The sequence below is a fragment of the Streptomyces sp. NBC_01476 genome, assembly GCF_036227265.1.
Classification (GTDB): domain Bacteria; phylum Actinomycetota; class Actinomycetes; order Streptomycetales; family Streptomycetaceae; genus Actinacidiphila.
The window spans coordinates 2953397-2971807 of the sequence record NZ_CP109446.1 but is presented as its reverse complement, the minus strand read 5'-3'; the positions used below and the strand labels follow the sequence as shown (position 1 = coordinate 2971807).

Below are 18411 nucleotides of genomic sequence, written 5' to 3'. Positions count from 1 at the left end.
TGACTGGCGGCGCGTGCGATCCGGACCGCACAGTTGAGTCATGCGGGGCTGGTGGCAGGAGATCACCGGGCTGGTACTGCCGGTGGACTGCGCGGGGTGCGGGCTGCCGCGGACGGAGTTGTGCGAGCGGTGCACGGGGCTGCTGGGCGGGGCGGCCTCGGTACGGCGGGTACGGCCGTCCCCGGAGCCGCCCGGACTGCCACCGGTCTACGCGGCCGGACGGTACGGCGACGAGGTGCGGGCCGTGGTTCTGGCGCACAAGGAACGGGGTGCGCTGGGACTGGCACGGCCGCTCGGCGGCGCACTGGCCGCGGCGGTACGGCGGGTGGGCGCTGCCGGACCGCTCCTGCTGGTGCCGGTGCCCTCGGCCCGGCGGGCGGTGGCCCAGCGAGGGCACGACGCCACCGCGCGGATGGCCCGCGCGGCGGCCCGGGAGCTGCGCGGGGGAGGCGTCCCGGCCAGGGCGGTGGCCGCGCTGCGGCAGCGGCGGCCGGTCGCCGACCAGGCCGGACTGACGTCGGCCGAGCGGCTGGCCAATCTGTCCGGTGCCCTTGTGGCGGTCGGGAGCCGGGCCCCGCTGCTCACCACCGCGGCGGTGGTCCTGGTCGACGACCTGATGACCACCGGTGCCTCGCTGGCCGTCGCGGCGGGCGCGGTGGCGGCGGCCGGCGGACGGGTGGCCGGGGCGGCGGTGGTGGCGGGGCCGCACGATCCGGAGATCCGTTCGGACACAGGCCCGGCAGGTGGTTCGGACACGCGCGCGGGCAGCCGCTCGGACGCACATGACCCGAGGTAGCGGGGAGGGGGAATCATTCGAACGAGGTACCCCTGTCGTTGGGGATGCCGACCTCCACTCTCCGGGTCTATGTTCGGGGTAGAGGGAAGCGGCCCTATCGGGGTGTTGATCTTCCCAGCGGGGCAGGAGGAGGTGAAAGCCGCGGCTTCGCATCCCGGAGGCCCCGGGCGGCGAGGCAGCAGCCGACGCAGCGCCGGACAGGTCTCGGACCCGTCCCGGCCTCAGGAAAGGGACTGCCTCCGCGTGGCGGGAGCGGTCCGGAACGGAGTTCTGCGTGGACATCGTCGTCAAAGGCCGCAAGACCGAGGTGCCCGAGAGGTTCCGCAAGCATGTGGCCGAGAAGCTGGACAAGATCCAGAAGCTCGACGGCAAGGTGATCAGCCTCGACGTCGAGGTGTCCAAAGAGCTCAACCCGCGGCAGGCGGACCACGCCGACCGCGTGGAGATCACGCTGAACACCCGCGGGCCCGTCGTCCGTGCCGAAGCGGCAGCGGCCGACCCGTACGCGGCTCTGGACGCCGCCGTGACGAAGCTGGAGGCGCGGCTGCGGAAGGCCGCGAGCAAGCGCCACACCCGACGGGGACAGGGCAGGACGCCGGCCGCGGATGTGCCGGCGAGTGTGCCGGAGGCCGCCACACTGAACGGCAACGGCGGGCTCATCGCCAGCCGTGCCGCCAGCGACGGTGTGCCGACGACCAGGATGGGTCCGCTGGAGGTACGCGGCGAGGGGCCGCTGGTGGTCCGGGAGAAGACGCATGTGGCCGGCCCGATGGCGCTCGACCAGGCGCTGTACGAGATGGAGCTGGTCGGGCACGACTTCTACCTGTTCGTGGACAGTGAGACGAAGCAGCCGAGCGTCGTCTACCGCCGGCACGGGTACGACTACGGGGTGATCCACCTGAACGCCGACGAGGCGGGGAGCGCGGCGCCGGGCGGGGCCGGGGACGCGCTGAACAACCATCACGTCTGACCGGCAGACGAGCGGCAGTCGGTGCCCCCGGGAACGTCCTGGGGGCACCACCGTGCGGGGACGTGAAATGCTGGACCCGTGCCCAACTCCGGTCCGAGGGGGAAGATCTGATGCCGGACTTCGACCAGGGGGCTCCCGGTGCGCGCGGCCCGGCCCCCTATGACGATCCGCCCGTGAGCCCGGCCCGCGCCGAACCGATCCGGGTGCTGGTGGTCGATGATCATGCGCTGTTCCGGCGGGGGCTGGAGATCGTTCTCGCGCAGGAGGAGGACATCCAGGTCATCGGTGAGGCCGGTGACGGGGCGGAGGCGGTGGAGAAGGCCGCCGATCTGCTGCCCGACATCGTGCTGATGGATGTCCGGATGCCGCGGCGGGGCGGGATCGAGGCGTGCACCTCGATCAAGGAGGTGGCACCCAGCGCCAAGATCATCATGCTGACCATAAGCGACGAGGAAGCGGACCTCTACGAGGCGATCAAGGCCGGGGCGACGGGCTATCTCCTCAAGGAGATCTCGACCGACGAGGTGGCGACCGCGATCCGGGCGGTCGCCGACGGACAGTCGCAGATCAGCCCCTCGATGGCGTCGAAGCTGCTCACCGAGTTCAAGTCGATGATCCAGCGCACGGACGAGCGGCGGCTGGTGCCCGCGCCGAAGCTCACCGACCGGGAGCTCGAGGTGCTCAAGCTGGTGGCGACCGGCCTCAACAACCGGGACATCGCCAAGCAGCTCTTCATCAGCGAGAACACCGTGAAGAACCACGTCCGCAACATCCTGGAGAAGCTGCAGCTGCACTCCCGGATGGAGGCCGTGGTCTACGCGATGCGCGAGAAGATCCTGGAAATCCGCTAGACCCGGCTCTTGAGCTCGGTGACCAGCGGTTCCCGCAGCGTCTCCGGCAGCACCTTCTCCACCCGAGCCTCGGTGCAGCCGACCCAGCCGGCCGCCTCGGCGATGGCGTCGGCGGCGGGCGCGACCGCCTTCGGCCCGTCGAGGGTCACCTGCCGGGCGACCAGGGTGCCGCCCTCGCGTGCCGGGTCCACCCGGCCGACCAGCTTCCCGCCCGCCAGCAGCGGCATCGCGAAGTAGCCGTGGATCCGCTTGGCCTTCGGGGTGTACGCCTCCAGCCGGTGGGTGAAGCCGAAGATCCGCTCGGTGCGCGGACGGTCCCAGATCAGGGAGTCGAACGGGGAGAGCAGCGTCGTGCGGTGCCGGCCGCGCGGCTCGTTCGCCAGCGCCGCCGGGTCCGCCCAGGCGGGCTTGCCCCAGCCCTCGACCTCGACCGGGACCAGGCCGGTGTCGCCGATCACCGCGGTGACCTGCTCGCCCTTGAGGCGGTGGTAGTCCGCGAGGTCGGACCGGGTGGCCACCCCCATCGCCGCCCCCGCCTGGGCGACCAGCCGGCGCATGCACTCGGCGTCGTCCAGGTCGTCGTGCAGGAGCTGCCCGGGGACGGCCCGCTCGGCGAGGTCGTAGATCCGCTTCCAGCCGCGCCGCTGGGTGCAGACCACCTCACCGGTGTCGAGGAGCCACTCGACCGCGATCTTCGTCTCGGACCAGTCCCACCACGGGCCGCCGTTCTTGGCGCCGCCGAGCTGGGTGGAGTTCAGCGGGCCCTCGGTCCTGAGCTGGTCCAGCACGGCGTCCACCGAGCGCTCGGCGTCGGCCAGGACGTGCCAGCGGTGGCCACGGGCCCGTCGGGCGCGGCGGCGGAAGGCGAAGTGCGGCCACTCCTCGATGGGGAGGATGCAGGCGGCGTGGGACCAGTACTCGAAGGCGTGGTTCTCCGTCCAGTACGCCTGCTCGACCGCGTCACGGCCGACCGCGCCGAGCCGGGCGTACGGGATCAGCTCGTGCGACCTGGCCAGCACCGAGATGGTGTCGAGCTGCACCGCGCCCAGCGACCGCAGGACACCGCGGGTGCCGCCGCGCCGGTCCGGGGCACCGAGGAAGCCCTGGGCGCGCAGGGCGATCCTGCGGGCCTCGTCGGCGGACAAAGTGAGCTGAGGCGGCGGCAGGAGCGTCATGCCCGACAGCGTAGAACCGCCCACTGACAATCGCGCTGACCTGCACGTATCCGGACGGCCTGCTACTTTCCGTACGGCAGGTACGCCGTGGCCGTCTCCAGCCCCCAGTCCGAGGGCAGCAGCGAGCCGGTCCAGGCGTCGCGCCGGGTGCCCCCGTGCAGGATTCGCGACCGTATGGTCCCCTCCATGACGAAGCCCAGCTTCAGTGCCACCGCGCGGGAAGCTTCGTTGCCGGCCTCGGCGTACCACTCGAGCCGTTCCACCCCGAGCGACGCGAAGGCCCAGCCGCAGACCGCGCGGCCGGCTTCCACCGTGAAGCCCTTGCCGCGCTGCTCCTTCGCCGTCCAGTAGCCGAGTTCCGCCTGGTGGTCGGGGGCGGCGAGCTGGGCGAGGCGTACCAGGCCCATGGAGCCGACCAGGGCGCCGGTGTCCCGGGTGAAGACGCCGAAGGTGTACTGGGTGTCCTCCCGCCAGCCGGCGGGGCCGGTCCTGCCGGTGAAGTCCGCCGCGTGCTGCCGGGTGTAGGGCGAGGGGACGGTCGTCCAGCGCGGGATCTCGGGGTCCTGACAGGCCGCGTGGACCGCGTCCGCGTCGGCTGCTTCCAGCGGGCGCAGGTGCAGGCGGTCGGTGGTCAGAGTGATCGTTTCCATGCTGAACCGCACCTTCCGGCGGGAGGCAGGCGGACCTGCCGACGGGTGTCAGGTGAGTATCACCGAGCCCCAGGAGCCGCGGAAAACCGTTTTGCCTCCGCCGGGCCTCCCGGCCCGCTGGTCTCCTCGCTTACGATGGCCGTTGCAGCTGGGCCCGAGACCGTCCGAACCCTGTCCGAGACAGTCGAGAAACCCCCCGCTGTGCCAGCGCGGGAGCCGCGCCAGGCCCGACCGGCAAGGAGCCAGCCTACGTGTCCGTCATCAGCAAGATCATGCGTGCAGGTGAAGGCAAGATCCTGCGCAAGCTGCACCGCATCGCGGACCAGGTCAATTCCATCGAAGAGGACTTTCTCGACCTCTCCGATGCCGAGCTGAGGGCTCTCACGGACGAGTACAAGGAGCGTTACGCGGGCGGCGAGTCCCTGGAGGACCTGCTTCCCGAGGCGTTCGCCACCGTCCGTGAGGCGGCCAAGCGCGTTCTGGGACAGCGCCACTACGACGTTCAGATCATGGGCGGCGCCGCGCTGCACCTCGGTTATGTCGCCGAAATGCGCACCGGCGAGGGCAAGACCCTGGTCGGCACCCTGCCCGCTTATCTGAATGCCATTTCCGGCAAGGGTGTTCATCTGATCACCGTCAATGACTACCTCGCCGAGCGGGACTCGGAGTGGATGGGCCGGGTGCACAAGTTCCTCGGCCTTGAGGTCGGCTGCATCCTGGCGAACATGTCGCCGGCCGAGCGCCGCGAGCAGTACGCCTGCGACATCACTTATGGCACGAACAACGAGTTCGGTTTCGACTACCTGCGCGACAACATGGCGTGGTCGAAGGACGAGCTGGTCCAGCGCGGCCACAACTTCGCGATCGTCGACGAGGTCGACTCGATCCTGGTGGACGAGGCCCGTACGCCGCTGATCATTTCCGGTCCCGCCGACCAGGCCACCAAGTGGTACAGCGACTTCGCCCGCCTGGTGAAGCGCCTCAACCGCGGAGAGGCCGGCTCGCTGGGCAAGGAGGAGACCGGCGACTACGACGTGGACGAGAAGAAGCGCACCGTCGCGATCCACGAGTCGGGCGTCACCAAGGTCGAGGACTGGCTGGGCATCGACAACCTCTACGAGTCGGTGAACACCCCGCTCGTCGGTTATCTGAACAACGCCATCAAGGCCAAGGAGCTCTACAAGAACGACAAGGACTACGTCGTCATGGACGGCGAAGTCATGATCGTCGACGAGCACACCGGCCGTATCCTCGCCGGCCGCCGCTACAACGAGGGCATGCACCAGGCGATCGAGGCGAAGGAAGGGGTGGACATCAAGGACGAGAACCAGACCCTCGCCACGATCACCCTGCAGAACTTCTTCCGCCTGTACGACAAGCTCTGCGGTATGACCGGTACGGCGATGACCGAGGCGGCGGAGTTCCACCAGATCTACAAGCTCGGCGTGGTCCCGATCCCGACCAACCGCCCGATGCAGCGGATGGACAAGCCGGACCTGATCTACCGGACCGAAGAGGCGAAGTTCGCGGCCGTGGTCGAGGACATCGTGGAGAAGCACGAGAAGGGCCAGCCGGTCCTGGTCGGCACCGTCTCGGTGGAGAAGTCCGAGTACCTGTCGGCGCAGCTGTCCAAGCGTGGTGTCCCGCACGAGGTGCTGAACGCCAAGCAGCACGACCGTGAAGCGTCGATCGTGGCGCAGGCGGGCCGTAAGGGCGCGGTCACCGTCGCCACCAACATGGCCGGCCGCGGCACCGACATCAAGCTCGGCGGTAACCCCGACGACCTCGCCGAGGCGGAACTGCGGCAGCGCGGCCTGGACCCGGGCGAGCACGTCGAGGAGTGGGCTGCGGCTCTGCCCGAGGCGCTGGAGCGCGCGGAGGCGGCCGTCAAGGCCGAGTTCGAAGAGGTCAAGGAGCTCGGCGGCCTGTATGTGCTGGGCACCGAGCGCCACGAGTCCCGCCGGATCGACAACCAGCTGCGCGGCCGTAGCGGCCGGCAGGGCGACCCGGGCGAGTCCCGCTTCTATCTGTCGCTGGGCGACGACCTGATGCGCCTGTTCAAGGCGCAGATGGTCGAGCGTGTGATGTCCATGGCGAACGTGCCGGACGACGTGCCGATCGAGAACAAGATGGTCACCCGGGCCATCGCGTCGGCCCAGTCGCAGGTCGAGCAGCAGAACTTCGAGATCCGCAAGAACGTCCTGAAGTACGACGAGGTGCTCAACCGGCAGCGCGAGGTCATCTACGGCGAGCGCCGCCGCGTCCTGGAGGGCGAGGACCTGCAGGAGCAGGTGCAGCACTTCATGAACGACACCATCGACGCCTACATCGACGCCGAGACCCGCGAGGGCTTCGCCGAGGACTGGGACCTGGACCGGCTGTGGGGCGCTTTCAAGCAGCTCTACCCGACCAAGGTCACCATCGAGGAGCTGGAGGAGGCGGCCGGCGACCGGGCCGGCATCACCGCCGAGTTCATCGCCGAGTCGGTCAAGGACGACATCAGCGAGCAGTACGCCGAGCGGGAGAAGCAGCTCGGCGAGGAGATCATGCGCGAGCTGGAGCGGCGCGTGGTGCTCTCGGTGCTGGACCGCAAGTGGCGTGAGCACCTCTACGAGATGGACTACCTCCAGGAGGGCATCGGGCTGCGCGCGATGGCGCAGCGCGACCCGCTGGTGGAGTACCAGCGTGAGGGCTTCGACATGTTCACCGCCATGATGGACGGCATCAAGGAGGAGTCCGTCGGCTACCTGTTCAACCTGGAGGTCCAGGTCGAGCAGCAGGTCGAGGAGGTGCCGGTGGCCGACGCGATCGAGGACGCGGTCCCGTCGCTGATCAAGGAGGCTCGTCCGGAGATCCGCGCCAAGGGCCTGGACGCCCCCAAGCGGGCCGACCGCCTGCACTTCTCCGCTCCTTCGGTGGACGGTGAGGGCGGTGTCGTCGAGGGCGAGTTCGAGGGCGCCTCGGTGGACGCCGGCGGTGCCGATGCCGGCGAAGAGGTCGGTACGACGCGCGCGGAGCGCCGCCGGGCGGCCAAGGGCGGACGCCGCCGCAAGAAGTAGCGGGGGCGGCAGGACGCGGGAACACCGGCTCGGGGCCGGGCCGACACGGTCCGGTCCCGGGCCGTTTCCGTGCCCCGGCTCACTGGGCGGCGACCGCGGTGCAGCGCCAGCGGGCGTCCCCGTAGCCCGGCCCCGACTCCTCGTCGCCGGGTTCGAGGCGGAAGGCGAGTGCCCGGAAGACGTCCTGGTCGAGCGCGACCACGGCGGAGACTTCCAGGGCTCCGTCGGGGGTGCGGAAAAACCGGCAGCGGTACACGTACGGGGTACGGCCGCGGACCTGGCGGCGCCAGTCCGCGCGGGCCGCGTGCAGCTCCCACAGCCGCTGGTACGCCTCGTCCCGGACCCGTCCGGCCAGGCAGGTCAGCGGCCGGCGGCCGGTGAGGACGTCGAGCAGGCGGCCGGCGAACCAGATGTGGGGCGGGAGCGGGCGGGCAGGGGCCCCTGGGCGGCCCGCCGGGCGCCGGGTGTCACGGCGGCCCGGTGGGGCGGTGCCGGCGCCGGGACGGCGGATCACGGGCGCCTGGGCTGTGGTGACGGACGGGGGTACGGACGAGGGCAGGGACGAGTGCGGGGCTGAGTTGCGCACGGGGGACTCCGAAGATCGTTACCGGGTGGTAGGGCCGGTTGTAGGGGTCCGCGGGAGTTCCGGGCAAGCTCTCGGTGCGCTGCCGGGGGGCCGCCCGAGATTCACCTATCAGGATGGCGGCGCACGTATGCTTCACGCCATGCGCGTCTACATTCCCACCACTCTCGCCGGGCTGGCCGAGGGCTACAAGGCAGGCGAGATCGGGCCCGCGCCGCTGGACGCCTTCGCGGTGACGCCCGGACTGCGCGAGTGGTACGTCTCCGACGACATCGAAGAGCTGGAGTACGCGGCGTTGACGCGAGCGGCCCAGGCGTCACTGCGGCTGCTGGCGGTCCACCCGGACACCCCGCGCCGCCGGGTGGTGGTCGCGGTGGACATCGCCGACGGCGAGGTGGCCCACGACCCGGACCGCGGGCTCGACCCGGCCGCGCTCGGCGAGGTACGGCTGGCCCGCCCGGTGCCCTTCACCAAGACGGCGGCGGTCCACGTCGACGCGGACGACGCGGTGTCCGATGTCAGCGCGGCGGCCGAGGCGCTGGGCGCGGCCGACGCCGGGGACGACGACGCGCAGTTCACCGTGGACGGGGTGGAGGACCATGAACTGCTCTGGTACGCCACGCAGGAGATTCCCCATCTGATCGGGTGACCCGGCGGCGGCCGTGAGCTGAGGTCGCCGGGCGGACGAAAGTTATCCACAGGCTGGAAACGGGGCGTCGCCCTGCGCGAGTACGGTTTTCCTGTGAACGCGCATCTGGTGTGGGACTGGAACGGCACCCTGTTCCACGACATGGACGCGGTGATCGGGGCCACCAACGCCTCCTTCGCCGAACTCGGCTTGCCACCGATCACTTTGGACCGCTACCGCGAGCTGTACTGCGTGCCGGTGCCCCGCTTCTACGAGCGGCTCATCGGCCGGCTGCCCACCGACGCGGAGTGGGAGGTCATGGACGCCACCTTCCACCGGCACTACTGGGCCATGGCCGAGGCGTGCGGCCTCGCCGAGGGCGCCCGGGAACTCCTCACCGCCCGGCAGGCGGCCGGCCTCACCCAGTCGCTCTGCTCGCTCGCCCCGCACGAGCAGTTGCTGCCCATGGTCACCACGCACGGCATCGACCGGCACTTCGTGCGGGTGGACGGACGCACCGGCCCCTCCACCGCGGGCAAGGCCGAGCAGATGGCCCTCCACCTGGCCTCGCTCGACGGGGTGGACACCAGCACCGTGGTGGTGATCGGCGACGCTCTCGACGACGCCGCGGCGGCGGCCCATGTGGGCGCGTACGCGGTCCTCTACACCGGTGGTTCCGGCAGCCGGCAGAGCCTGGAGTCGGCGGGGGTGCCCGTGGTGGACACCCTTACGGACGCCGTCGCACTGGCCGAGCGAATAGCCCGCTGACCTGCGGCGGAACGTGACTTGTGGCCAATCGGGCCAAAGACGGACGGCCGATTTGTACGAAGGCGGCGCGCACGGGCACCCCGACCGGAGCGATAGCCTTGCGCGCGTGATCACCGTTGATCCGCGCACCCGGGGCAGATATGCGCTCACGGGCTCGACGAACCCCTTTTCCGGCATAGCGTCGTCCCGTAGCGGTAACCCCGCGCCGCGGGAAGACGTGCCATCACCCGACGTCACGCAACGGCGCGCGACAGGAGCTAGAGGACATGCAGACCAAGCTGGACGAAGCCAAGGCCGAGCTGCTGGAACAGGCAGCGCGGGTCGGTGAGAACAGCCCGGCGGGGGGAGCACCCGGCCAGGGCCTCGACGCGGAGACGCTGACCGCGTTCCTCCAGCGTTACTACCGGCACACCGCACCAGAGGACTTGATGGGCCGCGATCCGGTCGACGTCTTCGGTGCCGCGCTCTCCCACTACCGGCTGGCGGAGGTACGCCCGCAGGGCACCGCCAACGTGCGGGTGCACACGCCGACCATAGAAGAGAACGCCTGGCAGTGCAGCCACACGGTGGTCGAGGTCGTCACCGACGACATGCCGTTCCTGGTGGACTCGGTGACCAGCGCGCTCAACCAGGCCAACCGGGCCATCCATGTCGTCGTCCACCCGCAGTTCCAGGTCCGCCGGGACGTCACCGGCAAGCTCCTGGAGGTGATCGGCTCCGCCTGCGGCAATGACGACGAGCCGCTGCCGCACGACGTGCTGACCGAGTCGTGGATCCACGTCGAGATCGACCGCGAGACCGACCGCGACGACCTCAAGGAGATCACCGCCGACCTGCGGCGCGTCCTGTCCGACGTCCGGGAGTCCGTCGAGGACTGGACGAAGATGCGCCAGGCCGCGCAGTCCATCGCCGACGAACTGACCACCACGCCGCCGCCGGTCGCCGAGCAGGAAGCGGTCGAAGCGGTGGAGCTGCTGCGCTGGCTCTGCGACGACCACTTCACCTTCCTCGGCTACCGCGAGTACGAACTGACCAGCGAGGCAGGCCCGGACGGCGCCGCGGAGGACGTGCTGGTGGCCGTCCCCGGTACCGGCCTCGGCATCCTGCGCTCCGACCCGGTGCACCCGCGGGCCGACAGCATCCAGCCCGGTCACCCGGCCCACGCCAACTCGCCGTCGTTCAGCCGGTTGCCGGCCGACGCCCGGGCCAAGGCCCGCGAGCACCATCTGCTGATCCTCACCAAGGCGAACAGCCGTTCCACCGTGCACCGGCCGTCCTACCTGGACTATGTGGGGGTCAAGCGGTTCGACGCCGAGGGCAATGTGATCGGCGAGCGGCGCTTCCTCGGCCTGTTCTCGTCGGCCGCCTATACCGAGTCGATCCGCCGGGTCCCGGTGATCCGCCGCAAGGTCGAAGAAGTGCTGGACGGCGCCGGGTTCTCGCCCGAGAGCCACGACGGCCGCGACCTGCTGCAGATCCTGGAGACCTACCCGCGCGACGAGCTGTTCCAGACGCCAGCCGACGAACTGCGGTCCATCGTCACCAGCGTGCTGTACCTCCAGGAGCGCCGCAAACTCCGGCTGTTCCTGCGGCAGGACGAGTACGGGCGGTACTACTCCGCACTGGTGTACCTGCCGCGGGACCGCTACACCACCGCGGTACGGCTGCGGCTGACCCACATCCTCCAGGAGGAGCTGGGCGGCCACAGCGCCGACTTCACCGCGTGGAACACCGAGTCGGTGCTCTCCCGGCTGCACTTCGTGATCCGGGTCGACGCGGGCACCCCGCTGCCGCAGCTCGGCGACGCCGATGTGGAGCGGATCGAGAACCGGCTGTCGGAGGCGACCCGCTCCTGGGCGGACGGGTTCGGCGAGGCACTGACCGCCGAGTGCGGCGAGGAGCGGGCCGCCGAACTGGCCCGCCGGTACGCGCACGCCTTCCCCGACGGCTACCGGTCGGACTTCACCCCGCGCTCCGCGGTCGCCGACCTCCAGCATGTCGAGAGCCTGGGCGCCGACGACTTCACGCTCAGCCTCTACGAGCCGGTGGGCGCGGCCCCCGAGGAGCGGCGCTTCAAGATCTACCGCACCGGCGCGCCGGTCTCGCTCTCCGCGGTGCTGCCGGTGCTCCAGCGGCTCGGCGTGGAGGTGGTCGACGAGCGGCCCTACGAACTGCGCAGGACCGACAACTCCCGGGCCTGGATCTACGACTTCGGCCTGCGCCTCGACCCGGCGCTGGGGGACCTCGGGGACGACGCGCGCGAGCGGTTCCAGCAGGCGTTCGCCGCCACCTGGACCGACCGGGCGGAGAACGACGGCTTCAACTCGCTGGTGCTGCGGGCCGGTCTGGACTGGCGGCAGGCGATGGTGCTGCGGGCGTACGCGAAGTATCTGCGGCAGGCCGGTTCGACCTTCAGCCAGGACTACATGGAGGACACCCTCCGCAGCAATGTCCACACCACCCGGCTGCTGATCAACCTCTTCCAGGCCCGGCTCTCCCCGGACCACCAGCGGGCCGGCAGCGAGCTGACCGACGGCATCCTGGAAGAGCTCGAAGGGGCGCTCGACCAGGTGGCCAGCCTGGACGAGGACCGCATCCTGCGGGCCTTCCTCACCCTCATCAAGGCCACACTGCGGACCAACTTCTTCCAGAAGGACGCCGAGGGCAATCCGCACCCCTACCTGTCGGTCAAGTTCGACCCGCAGGCCATCCCGGAGCTGCCGGCGCCCCGCCCGGCGTACGAGATCTGGGTGTACTCACCGCGGGTGGAGGGCGTCCACCTGCGGTTCGGCAAGGTCGCCCGCGGCGGTCTGCGCTGGTCCGACCGCCGGGAGGACTTCCGCACCGAGGTGCTCGGCCTGGTCAAGGCGCAGATGGTGAAGAACACCGTCATCGTGCCGGTTGGCGCCAAGGGCGGCTTCGTCGGCAAGCGGCTGCCCGACCCGGCGGCGGACCGGGACGCGTGGCTCGCCGAGGGCATCTCCTCGTACAAGACCTTCATCTCCGGGCTGCTCGACATCACCGACAACCTGGTGGCCGGCGAGGTGGTCCCGCCGCAGAACGTGGTGCGGCACGACGAGGACGACACCTATCTGGTGGTGGCCGCCGACAAGGGCACCGCGTCCTTCTCCGACATCGCCAACGAGGTCGCGACCGGCTACGGCTTCTGGCTCGGCGACGCCTTCGCCTCCGGCGGCTCTGTCGGGTACGACCACAAGAAGATGGCCATCACCTCCAGCGGCGCCTGGGAGTCGGTGAAACGGCACTTCCGGGAGACCGGCCACAACACCCAGGAAGAGGACTTCACCGTCGTCGGCATCGGCGACATGTCCGGTGACGTGTTCGGCAACGGCATGCTGCTCTCCGAGCACATCCGGCTGGTCGCCGCCTTCGACCACCGGCACATCTTCCTCGACCCCCACCCGGACGCGGCCACCTCTTATGCCGAGCGGCGCCGGCTCTTCGAGATGCCGCGCTCCTCGTGGGCCGACTACGACACCTCGAAGATCTCCTCGGGCGGCGGCATCTACCCGCGCACCGCCAAGGCGATCCCGCTGAACCAGACCGTCCGCGCCGCGCTCGGCATCGACACCACCGCCGCGAAGATCACCCCCGCCGAGCTGATGAAGGCGATCCTGCAGGCTCCGGTGGACCTGCTGTGGAACGGCGGTATCGGCACCTACGTCAAGGCGTCCACCGAGACCCATGCCGACGCCGGCGACAAGGCCAACGACGCGATCCGGATCAACGGCTCGGAACTGCGGGTCAAGGTGGTCGGCGAGGGCGGCAACCTCGGCTTCACCCAGCTGGGCCGGATCGAGTTCGCCCGCTCCGGCGGCCCGGACGGCTCCGGCGGCCGGATCAACACCGACGCCATCGACAACAGCGCCGGGGTGGACGCCTCCGACCACGAGGTGAACATCAAGATCCTGCTCAACAGCGTCGTCGCCGAGGGCGATCTGACGGTGAAGCAGCGCAACGCCCTGCTGGCCGAGATGACCCACGAGGTCGGCAACCTGGTGCTGCGCAACAACTACGCGCAGAACGTGGCGCTGGCCAACAGCATGGCGCAGAGCGCCAGCCTGCTCCACGCCCACCAGCGGTTCATCCGCCGGCTGGCGCGCGAGGGCCACCTGGACCGGGGGCTGGAGTTCCTGCCCACCGACCGGCAGATCCGGGAGCGGCTGGCGGCCGGCCAGGGCCTGACCCAGCCCGAGCTCGCGGTGATCCTCGCCTACGCCAAGATCACCGCGGCCGAGGAGCTGATCCATACCGATCTGCCCGACGACCCGTATCTGCGCGGATTGCTGCACGCGTACTTCCCGGTCCCGCTGCGCGAGCGGTTCGAGCAGCAGATCGACAACCACGCGCTGCACCGCGAGATCATCACCACGGTGCTGGTCAACGACACGGTGAACTCCGGCGGTACGACGTTCCTGCACCGCTTCCGGGAGGAGACCGGCGCGACGACCGACGAGATCGTCAGGGCGCACATCGCGGCCCGGGCGATCTTCGGTCTCGGCCGGATCTGGGACGAGGTGGAGGCACTCGACAACACCGTGCCCGCCGACGTGCTGACCCGGATCAGGCTGCACTCGCGGCGGCTGGTCGAGCGCGGCACCCGCTGGCTGCTGAACAACCGGCTGCAGCCGTTGCAGATCGCCGAGACCATCGACGTCTTCACCGAAGGGGTGCACACGGTCTGGTCGCAGCTGCCGAAGCTGCTGCGGGGCGCCGACCTGGAGTGGTATCAGACGCTGCACGACGAGCTGACCGGCGCCGGGGTGCCGGAGGAGCTGGCGAACCGGGTGGCCGGGTTCTCCTCGGCGTTCCCGTCGCTGGACATCGTGGCTGTCGCCGACCGCAGCGGCAAGGATCCGCTGGACGTCGCCGAGGTCTACTTCGACCTCGCCGACCGGCTGGGCATCACCCAGTTGCTCGACCGGATCATCCTGCTGCCCCGTGCCGACCGCTGGCAGTCCATGGCGCGGGCCGCGATCCGCGAGGACCTGTTCGCGGCGCACGCGGCGCTCACCGCCGACGTGCTCTCCGCGGGCAAGGACGGGGCGACGCCCGAGCAGCGCTACAAGGGCTGGGAGGAGCAGAACTCCGGTCTGATCAGCCGGGCCCGCACCACGCTGGAGGAGATCCAGGGGGCGGAGGAGTTCGACCTGGCCAGCCTCTCGGTGGCCATGCGGACCTTCCGGACGCTGCTGCGCACGCACCGATGAGCCGCCGGTAGCCGCCGGTAGCCGCCGGGTGGCCCCTGGCGAGCCCGCGCGGGCGACGTGCGGGGCAGTGGGTGGGGCAGCGGGCGGGGCAGTGCGCAGCGCAGTGGGCGGGTGGTCGGGCCGTACGGCAAGCCGGTACGGCCCGGCCGCCCGGGCAGGGTGGCGGGTCAGTGCTCGCGGGGCGGCTCGTAGAGCCTGATCAGCCGCTCCTGCGAGTCCTGGCTCCACGCCACCGACTGCCCCTCGTACGGCACGTCCTGGCCCCGGGTCAGCAGCAGCCAGCGCGCGTCGTAACGCCGTACGATCTGCCGCCGCACGGCGGTGGGAGTGCGCGGGTCGAGGTAGCCGTACAGGGCGGCGAACCGGCGGGCGGTCTCGGCGGCCGGGATCGCCGGGTCCGGCCAGGTGGGCGCGACCAGGAAGATGCCGTAGGCGGGCAGCACATGGGTGGCCGCGTATCCGTCGGTGAGCACCACGTCGCCGGCCGGCACCAGGTCCGTCACCCAGGTGTAGCTGTGCCAGCGCCGCGGGTGGTCAAGGGCGACCGGCAGATAGCGGCGCGGGACCACCGCGCCCGCCTGCGCCACCAGGCCGCAGCACACCGCGACCGCGGTGAGCGGCACCAGCCACCGCCGCGCCCGGGGCCAGGGCCGGGGCGCGGCCAGCTCCACCGCGAGGGAGAACTGGAGGGGGACGAGCGCCAGCGCGAAGACCCGGCCGTAGACGTAGTGGGCACTGAGCCAGCCGTAGCCGGCGATCACGGTGTCCGCCGCGAACATCACCACCAGTGGGTCCCGCAGCCGCTGCCGGGCCCGCCACAGCAGGGCAGGCAGGCCGGCCGCGGCCAGCCCGTACCACGGGAAGGGGTGCTGGTAGAGCTTGCGGTGCAGATAGTCCAGGGAGGTGTCGCCGGCCAGCGCGAACACGTCGAAGTACGGCCAGGCCGCGGCCAGTGCCACCGCCACGGCCGCCGTCGGCGCCCAGCCGCCGGCCGCCCGCCAGGACCACGACCGCTGCCGGCCCGCCACGATCGCGGCCACCCCCACCCCCGCCGCCAGCGCCGTCACCGGGTGGATCAGCAGCAGCACCGCGCCGAGCAGCCCGAGCCCCATGCAGGGGAGCGCCCGGGCGCCGTGCCGGGCCAGCCGGTCGGTGCCCGTCCACAGCACGAAGGAGAGCCCCACCGCGAAGGTGCTCGGATAGGAGGCCCCGCGGGTCAGCGACCACACCCCGCAGAAGCCGCTCCACTCCGCGGCCTTCGGCCCCCACAGCAGGACGAAGGCGAGCAGCGCGTACACCGGTGCCCAGCGGCGCCCGGTCAGCGTCTTCGTGTACGCCCCCACCCCGGCGACCAGTACCGCCAGATTCAGCGCGCCGCACCACCGCAGGACCAGCCAGCCCGCGGTGCCGGTCGCCTTCGCCACCAGGCCGAGCAGCACGATGTAGGGCGAGTAGTAGGGGCTGCCGGTGCCGGGGGCCTTCAGCAGCGGGTTCCCCGGGTGGCGCCAGTTCGCCTTGACCTGTTCCACCGCGGCCGCGTGCTGTCCGAAGTCCGAGGCGATCGGGGTGTGCCAGGTCACCACCGCGAGCAGCAGCCAGCAGGCCCCGCCGACCAGGAGGTACGGCCCGGGACGCCACCGGACGGCACGGTTCCGCGGCGGGCGGCTGGGAAAGCGTGGCGGCTGCCGGGTCTCGGTCGCCGTCATGGGTCGGCTCACGGGCCGCACAGGGTGCGTTCGGCCCTGACGGGGTCGTCGGGGTAGCGGAAGGAGGTGCGGGTCCAGGCGCCGCGGAGGTTGTCCAGGAAACGGCCCGGGGTCATCGGGGCCCGGACGGACGCCTGGAGTTCGGCGAGCGGACCGCAGGTCAGGGCGTGCCGGGCGGCGGCCACCCGGGCCGGGGCGATACCGGGCGGCAGCGGGGTGCCCGGGTCGGTGTAGTCGGCGACGATCCAGGCGGGGTCGAGCGGCTTCTCGTGCCCGGAGCGGCCGGCGGTACGGGACGCGGCGCGGGACTGGTGGGCGGCCAACGGGTAGGCGAGGCCGAGCGGGTCGACCGAGGTGTCGGCCAGCGGGGTCACGATGCCGTTGTAGCCGAGCAGGTCGTACGAGGCGGCGAGCCGGTCGCCGAACCGGTGGGCCAGGGGCAGCGAGACGAGCTTGCCGCCCGGGGCCTGGAGCAGCAGGACGGGGCGGCCCGCCGCGCCGGCCGCGCGCAGGGCGGGGCGCAGCGGTTTGGCCCGGTGCGCGTGCGTGGCTTCGGAGATCGGGTGCGGGTCGCCGGTGTAGACGACGTACTGCCGCTGCTCGTCGAGGATCAGATACGGGTTCCCGGTCGACGCCACCGGCCGCCACAGCAGCGCGCAGCACACCGCCCACACCACCAGCGCGCCCAGGACGGCGCCCACCGGCCGGGACAGCGGGACCGCGCACAGCGGCAGCATCAGCAGCAGGAGGCCCGGCACCAGCAGCCGTCCGTGCATGAAGTCGCCGCCGACCCGGCACACGTACAGCCACGACAGCAGCCCCGCGACCGGCGGCGCGAGGAGTTCCGGGCGGACCGCGGTACGGGGGAGGAAGGCGGCGAGCGCGGCCAGCAGCATCAGCGGGAGCCAGAGGCGGTACGGGTCCGCGAAGTTGGCGAAGTAGGCGAAGCCGCGGGTCCACACCGCGTCGGAGGCTTCCTTGGTGAGCGCGGGGAGCGGGACGAGGACGCCGAAGTAACCGGCGCGGAAGATCTCGTATGCGGCCGGGAGGGCGCCGGCGCAGAGCAGTGCCAGCAGGGTGCGGCGGGCGTCGGGGCGGCGCAGCCACCACAAGGCGGCCAGGAAGACGCCGCTCACCAGGGTGAGGTCGGGACGGACGAGGGGGCCGAGGCCGATGACGAAGGCGGCGGCGTAGCCGGGGGACCGGGGGGTGCGGGGCCGGAGGCGGCCGGCCGGGATGGGGGTCGGCGGGGCCGCGGTCGGGGTCGTGGCCGGGGTCGTGGCCGAGGCCGGGGCCGGGCCGGCGGGCCCGGCGGGGCGGGCCCGCACCAGCAGCCACCAGGAGAAGCCGATCCATCCGGTGCTGAGCCCGTTCTCCAGGCCGGAGGTGGCGTAGTCCCAGTCGGCCTTCACGGCCAGCAGGACCAGCATGCCCAGTGGGAGCAGCGGGACCGTGCTGAGTGGCCGGACGGCTGTGCGGGCGGCCGCCATGGCGAAGGCGTAGCCCGCGCCGGTGAGGAGGATGCCGAGGGCGACGGCGACCATCGAGGGGTCACGGCCGCAGAGGTAGGCGGCGCCGGCCACCAGCCACTGCCAGAGGGTGCCGGTGGAGGCTTCGGCGCGTTCGCCGAGGTTGAAGACGGGGCCGTGGCCGGCCAGGAGCTGCCGGACGGTGCGGGTGTAGATCATGCCGTCGTCGCCGACCCAGCGCTGCCGGTAGCCCAGCAGCATGGCGATCAGGGCGGGGGCGCCGATGATCGCGGCTTCGCGGAGCCGGCCGCCGGGGCGCAGCATCCCGGAGCGTTCGGCGCGCCGGGCCGGTCCGGTGACCGATGGGCGCCGCGAGTCGGGGATCAGGTCGGGTGATGTCATGACAGCTCCAGGTTCCGGCGGCGTCGCCACCAGAGCCTGCCCCGGTCCCCGCACCCCGCGGCCCCGCCACGCGGACGACCCCCGCCCGACCCTCCGGGTGGCGGACCCCGACCCCCCGCTGGA

General features: G+C 71.5%; 12 protein-coding genes. 7 read left to right on the top strand and 5 right to left on the bottom strand.

Annotated features, from left to right (window positions below; translation table 11 throughout):
* Positions 1 to 40: 40 nt before the first annotated feature.
* From OG552_RS13260 to OG552_RS13250, 3 genes are all read left to right on the top strand, one after another.
* Positions 41 to 796, top strand: coding sequence for a ComF family protein (locus OG552_RS13260; protein ID WP_329132505.1), 756 nt, complete (start codon positions 41 to 43; stop codon positions 794 to 796).
* Between the two features lie 274 nt (positions 797 to 1070).
* Positions 1071 to 1766 carry a ribosome hibernation-promoting factor, HPF/YfiA family gene (gene hpf / locus OG552_RS13255; protein WP_329132503.1) on the top strand — a complete coding sequence of 232 codons (696 nt, stop codon included), beginning with the start codon at positions 1071 to 1073 and terminating at the stop codon, positions 1764 to 1766.
* A 110-nt stretch (positions 1767 to 1876) separates the two neighbouring features.
* On the top strand, positions 1877 to 2617 hold the full coding sequence (locus OG552_RS13250) for a response regulator (RefSeq protein ID WP_443070923.1): 741 nt from the start codon (positions 1877 to 1879) through the stop codon (positions 2615 to 2617).
* Here the strand turns inward: OG552_RS13250 and OG552_RS13245 are convergent.
* Positions 2614 to 3792 carry a winged helix-turn-helix domain-containing protein gene (locus OG552_RS13245; RefSeq protein WP_329132500.1) on the bottom strand — a complete coding sequence of 393 codons (1179 nt, stop codon included), beginning with the start codon at positions 3790 to 3792 and terminating at the stop codon, positions 2614 to 2616. The two genes, OG552_RS13250 and OG552_RS13245, sit on opposite strands and share 4 nt — an antisense overlap.
* A 62-nt stretch (positions 3793 to 3854) precedes the next feature.
* Positions 3855 to 4442 (bottom strand): GNAT family N-acetyltransferase, encoded by a 588-nt coding sequence (locus tag OG552_RS13240; protein ID WP_329132498.1) that lies wholly within the window; start codon positions 4440 to 4442, stop codon positions 3855 to 3857.
* A 251-nt stretch (positions 4443 to 4693) separates the two neighbouring features.
* Between OG552_RS13240 and secA the strand changes: the two genes are divergently transcribed.
* A complete protein-coding gene (secA, locus tag OG552_RS13235; protein ID WP_329132496.1) occupies positions 4694 to 7501 on the top strand; it encodes a preprotein translocase subunit SecA in 2808 nt (935 codons plus the stop codon).
* A 79-nt stretch (positions 7502 to 7580) separates the two neighbouring features.
* Here the strand turns inward: secA and OG552_RS13230 are convergent, their stop codons facing one another.
* Positions 7581 to 8087: an Rv3235 family protein gene (locus tag OG552_RS13230; protein ID WP_329132494.1), complete on the bottom strand. Its 507-nt coding sequence runs from the start codon at positions 8085 to 8087 to the stop codon at positions 7581 to 7583.
* A 139-nt stretch (positions 8088 to 8226) separates the two neighbouring features.
* On the opposite strand from OG552_RS13230, the gene OG552_RS13225 reads away from it, so the two are divergent.
* From OG552_RS13225 to OG552_RS13215, 3 genes are all read left to right on the top strand, one after another.
* Positions 8227 to 8733, top strand: a complete 507-nt coding sequence (locus OG552_RS13225; RefSeq protein WP_329132492.1) for a DUF6912 family protein — start codon at positions 8227 to 8229, stop codon at positions 8731 to 8733.
* Positions 8734 to 8826: 93 nt separating this feature from the next.
* Positions 8827 to 9480, top strand: coding sequence for an HAD family hydrolase (locus OG552_RS13220; protein WP_329132490.1), 654 nt, complete (start codon positions 8827 to 8829; stop codon positions 9478 to 9480).
* Between the two features lie 266 nt (positions 9481 to 9746).
* Entirely contained in the window at positions 9747 to 14711 is a 4965-nt protein-coding gene (locus OG552_RS13215) for an NAD-glutamate dehydrogenase (protein WP_329132488.1), read from the top strand.
* Positions 14712 to 14878: 167 nt separating this feature from the next.
* Here the strand turns inward: OG552_RS13215 and OG552_RS13210 are convergent, their stop codons facing one another.
* Positions 14879 to 16417: a hypothetical protein gene (locus OG552_RS13210; protein ID WP_329132486.1), complete on the bottom strand. Its 1539-nt coding sequence runs from the start codon at positions 16415 to 16417 to the stop codon at positions 14879 to 14881.
* Positions 16418 to 16425: 8 nt separating this feature from the next.
* The gene (locus tag OG552_RS13205; protein WP_329132484.1) at positions 16426 to 18288 is read right to left on the bottom strand and encodes a hypothetical protein; all 1863 of its coding nucleotides are present in this window, start codon (positions 18286 to 18288) and stop codon (positions 16426 to 16428) included.
* Between the last annotated feature and the right edge of the window lie 123 nt (positions 18289 to 18411).

What these genes read in the sequence shown, in the direction of transcription:
- OG552_RS13260 (WP_329132505.1), top strand. Translation starts at nt 41, where the DNA reads ATGCGGGGCTGGTGGCAGGAGATCACCGGGCTGGTACTGCCGGTGGAC.
- OG552_RS13250 (WP_443070923.1), top strand. Translation starts at nt 1,877, where the DNA reads ATGCCGGACTTCGACCAGGGGGCTCCCGGTGCGCGCGGCCCGGCCCCC.
- OG552_RS13245 (WP_329132500.1), bottom strand. Translation starts at nt 3,792, where the DNA reads ATGACGCTCCTGCCGCCGCCTCAGCTCACTTTGTCCGCCGACGAGGCC.
- OG552_RS13240 (WP_329132498.1), bottom strand. Translation starts at nt 4,442, where the DNA reads ATGGAAACGATCACTCTGACCACCGACCGCCTGCACCTGCGCCCGCTG.
- OG552_RS13225 (WP_329132492.1), top strand. Translation starts at nt 8,227, where the DNA reads ATGCGCGTCTACATTCCCACCACTCTCGCCGGGCTGGCCGAGGGCTAC.
- OG552_RS13215 (WP_329132488.1), top strand. Translation starts at nt 9,747, where the DNA reads ATGCAGACCAAGCTGGACGAAGCCAAGGCCGAGCTGCTGGAACAGGCA.
- OG552_RS13210 (WP_329132486.1), bottom strand. Translation starts at nt 16,417, where the DNA reads ATGACGGCGACCGAGACCCGGCAGCCGCCACGCTTTCCCAGCCGCCCG.
- OG552_RS13205 (WP_329132484.1), bottom strand. Translation starts at nt 18,288, where the DNA reads ATGACATCACCCGACCTGATCCCCGACTCGCGGCGCCCATCGGTCACC.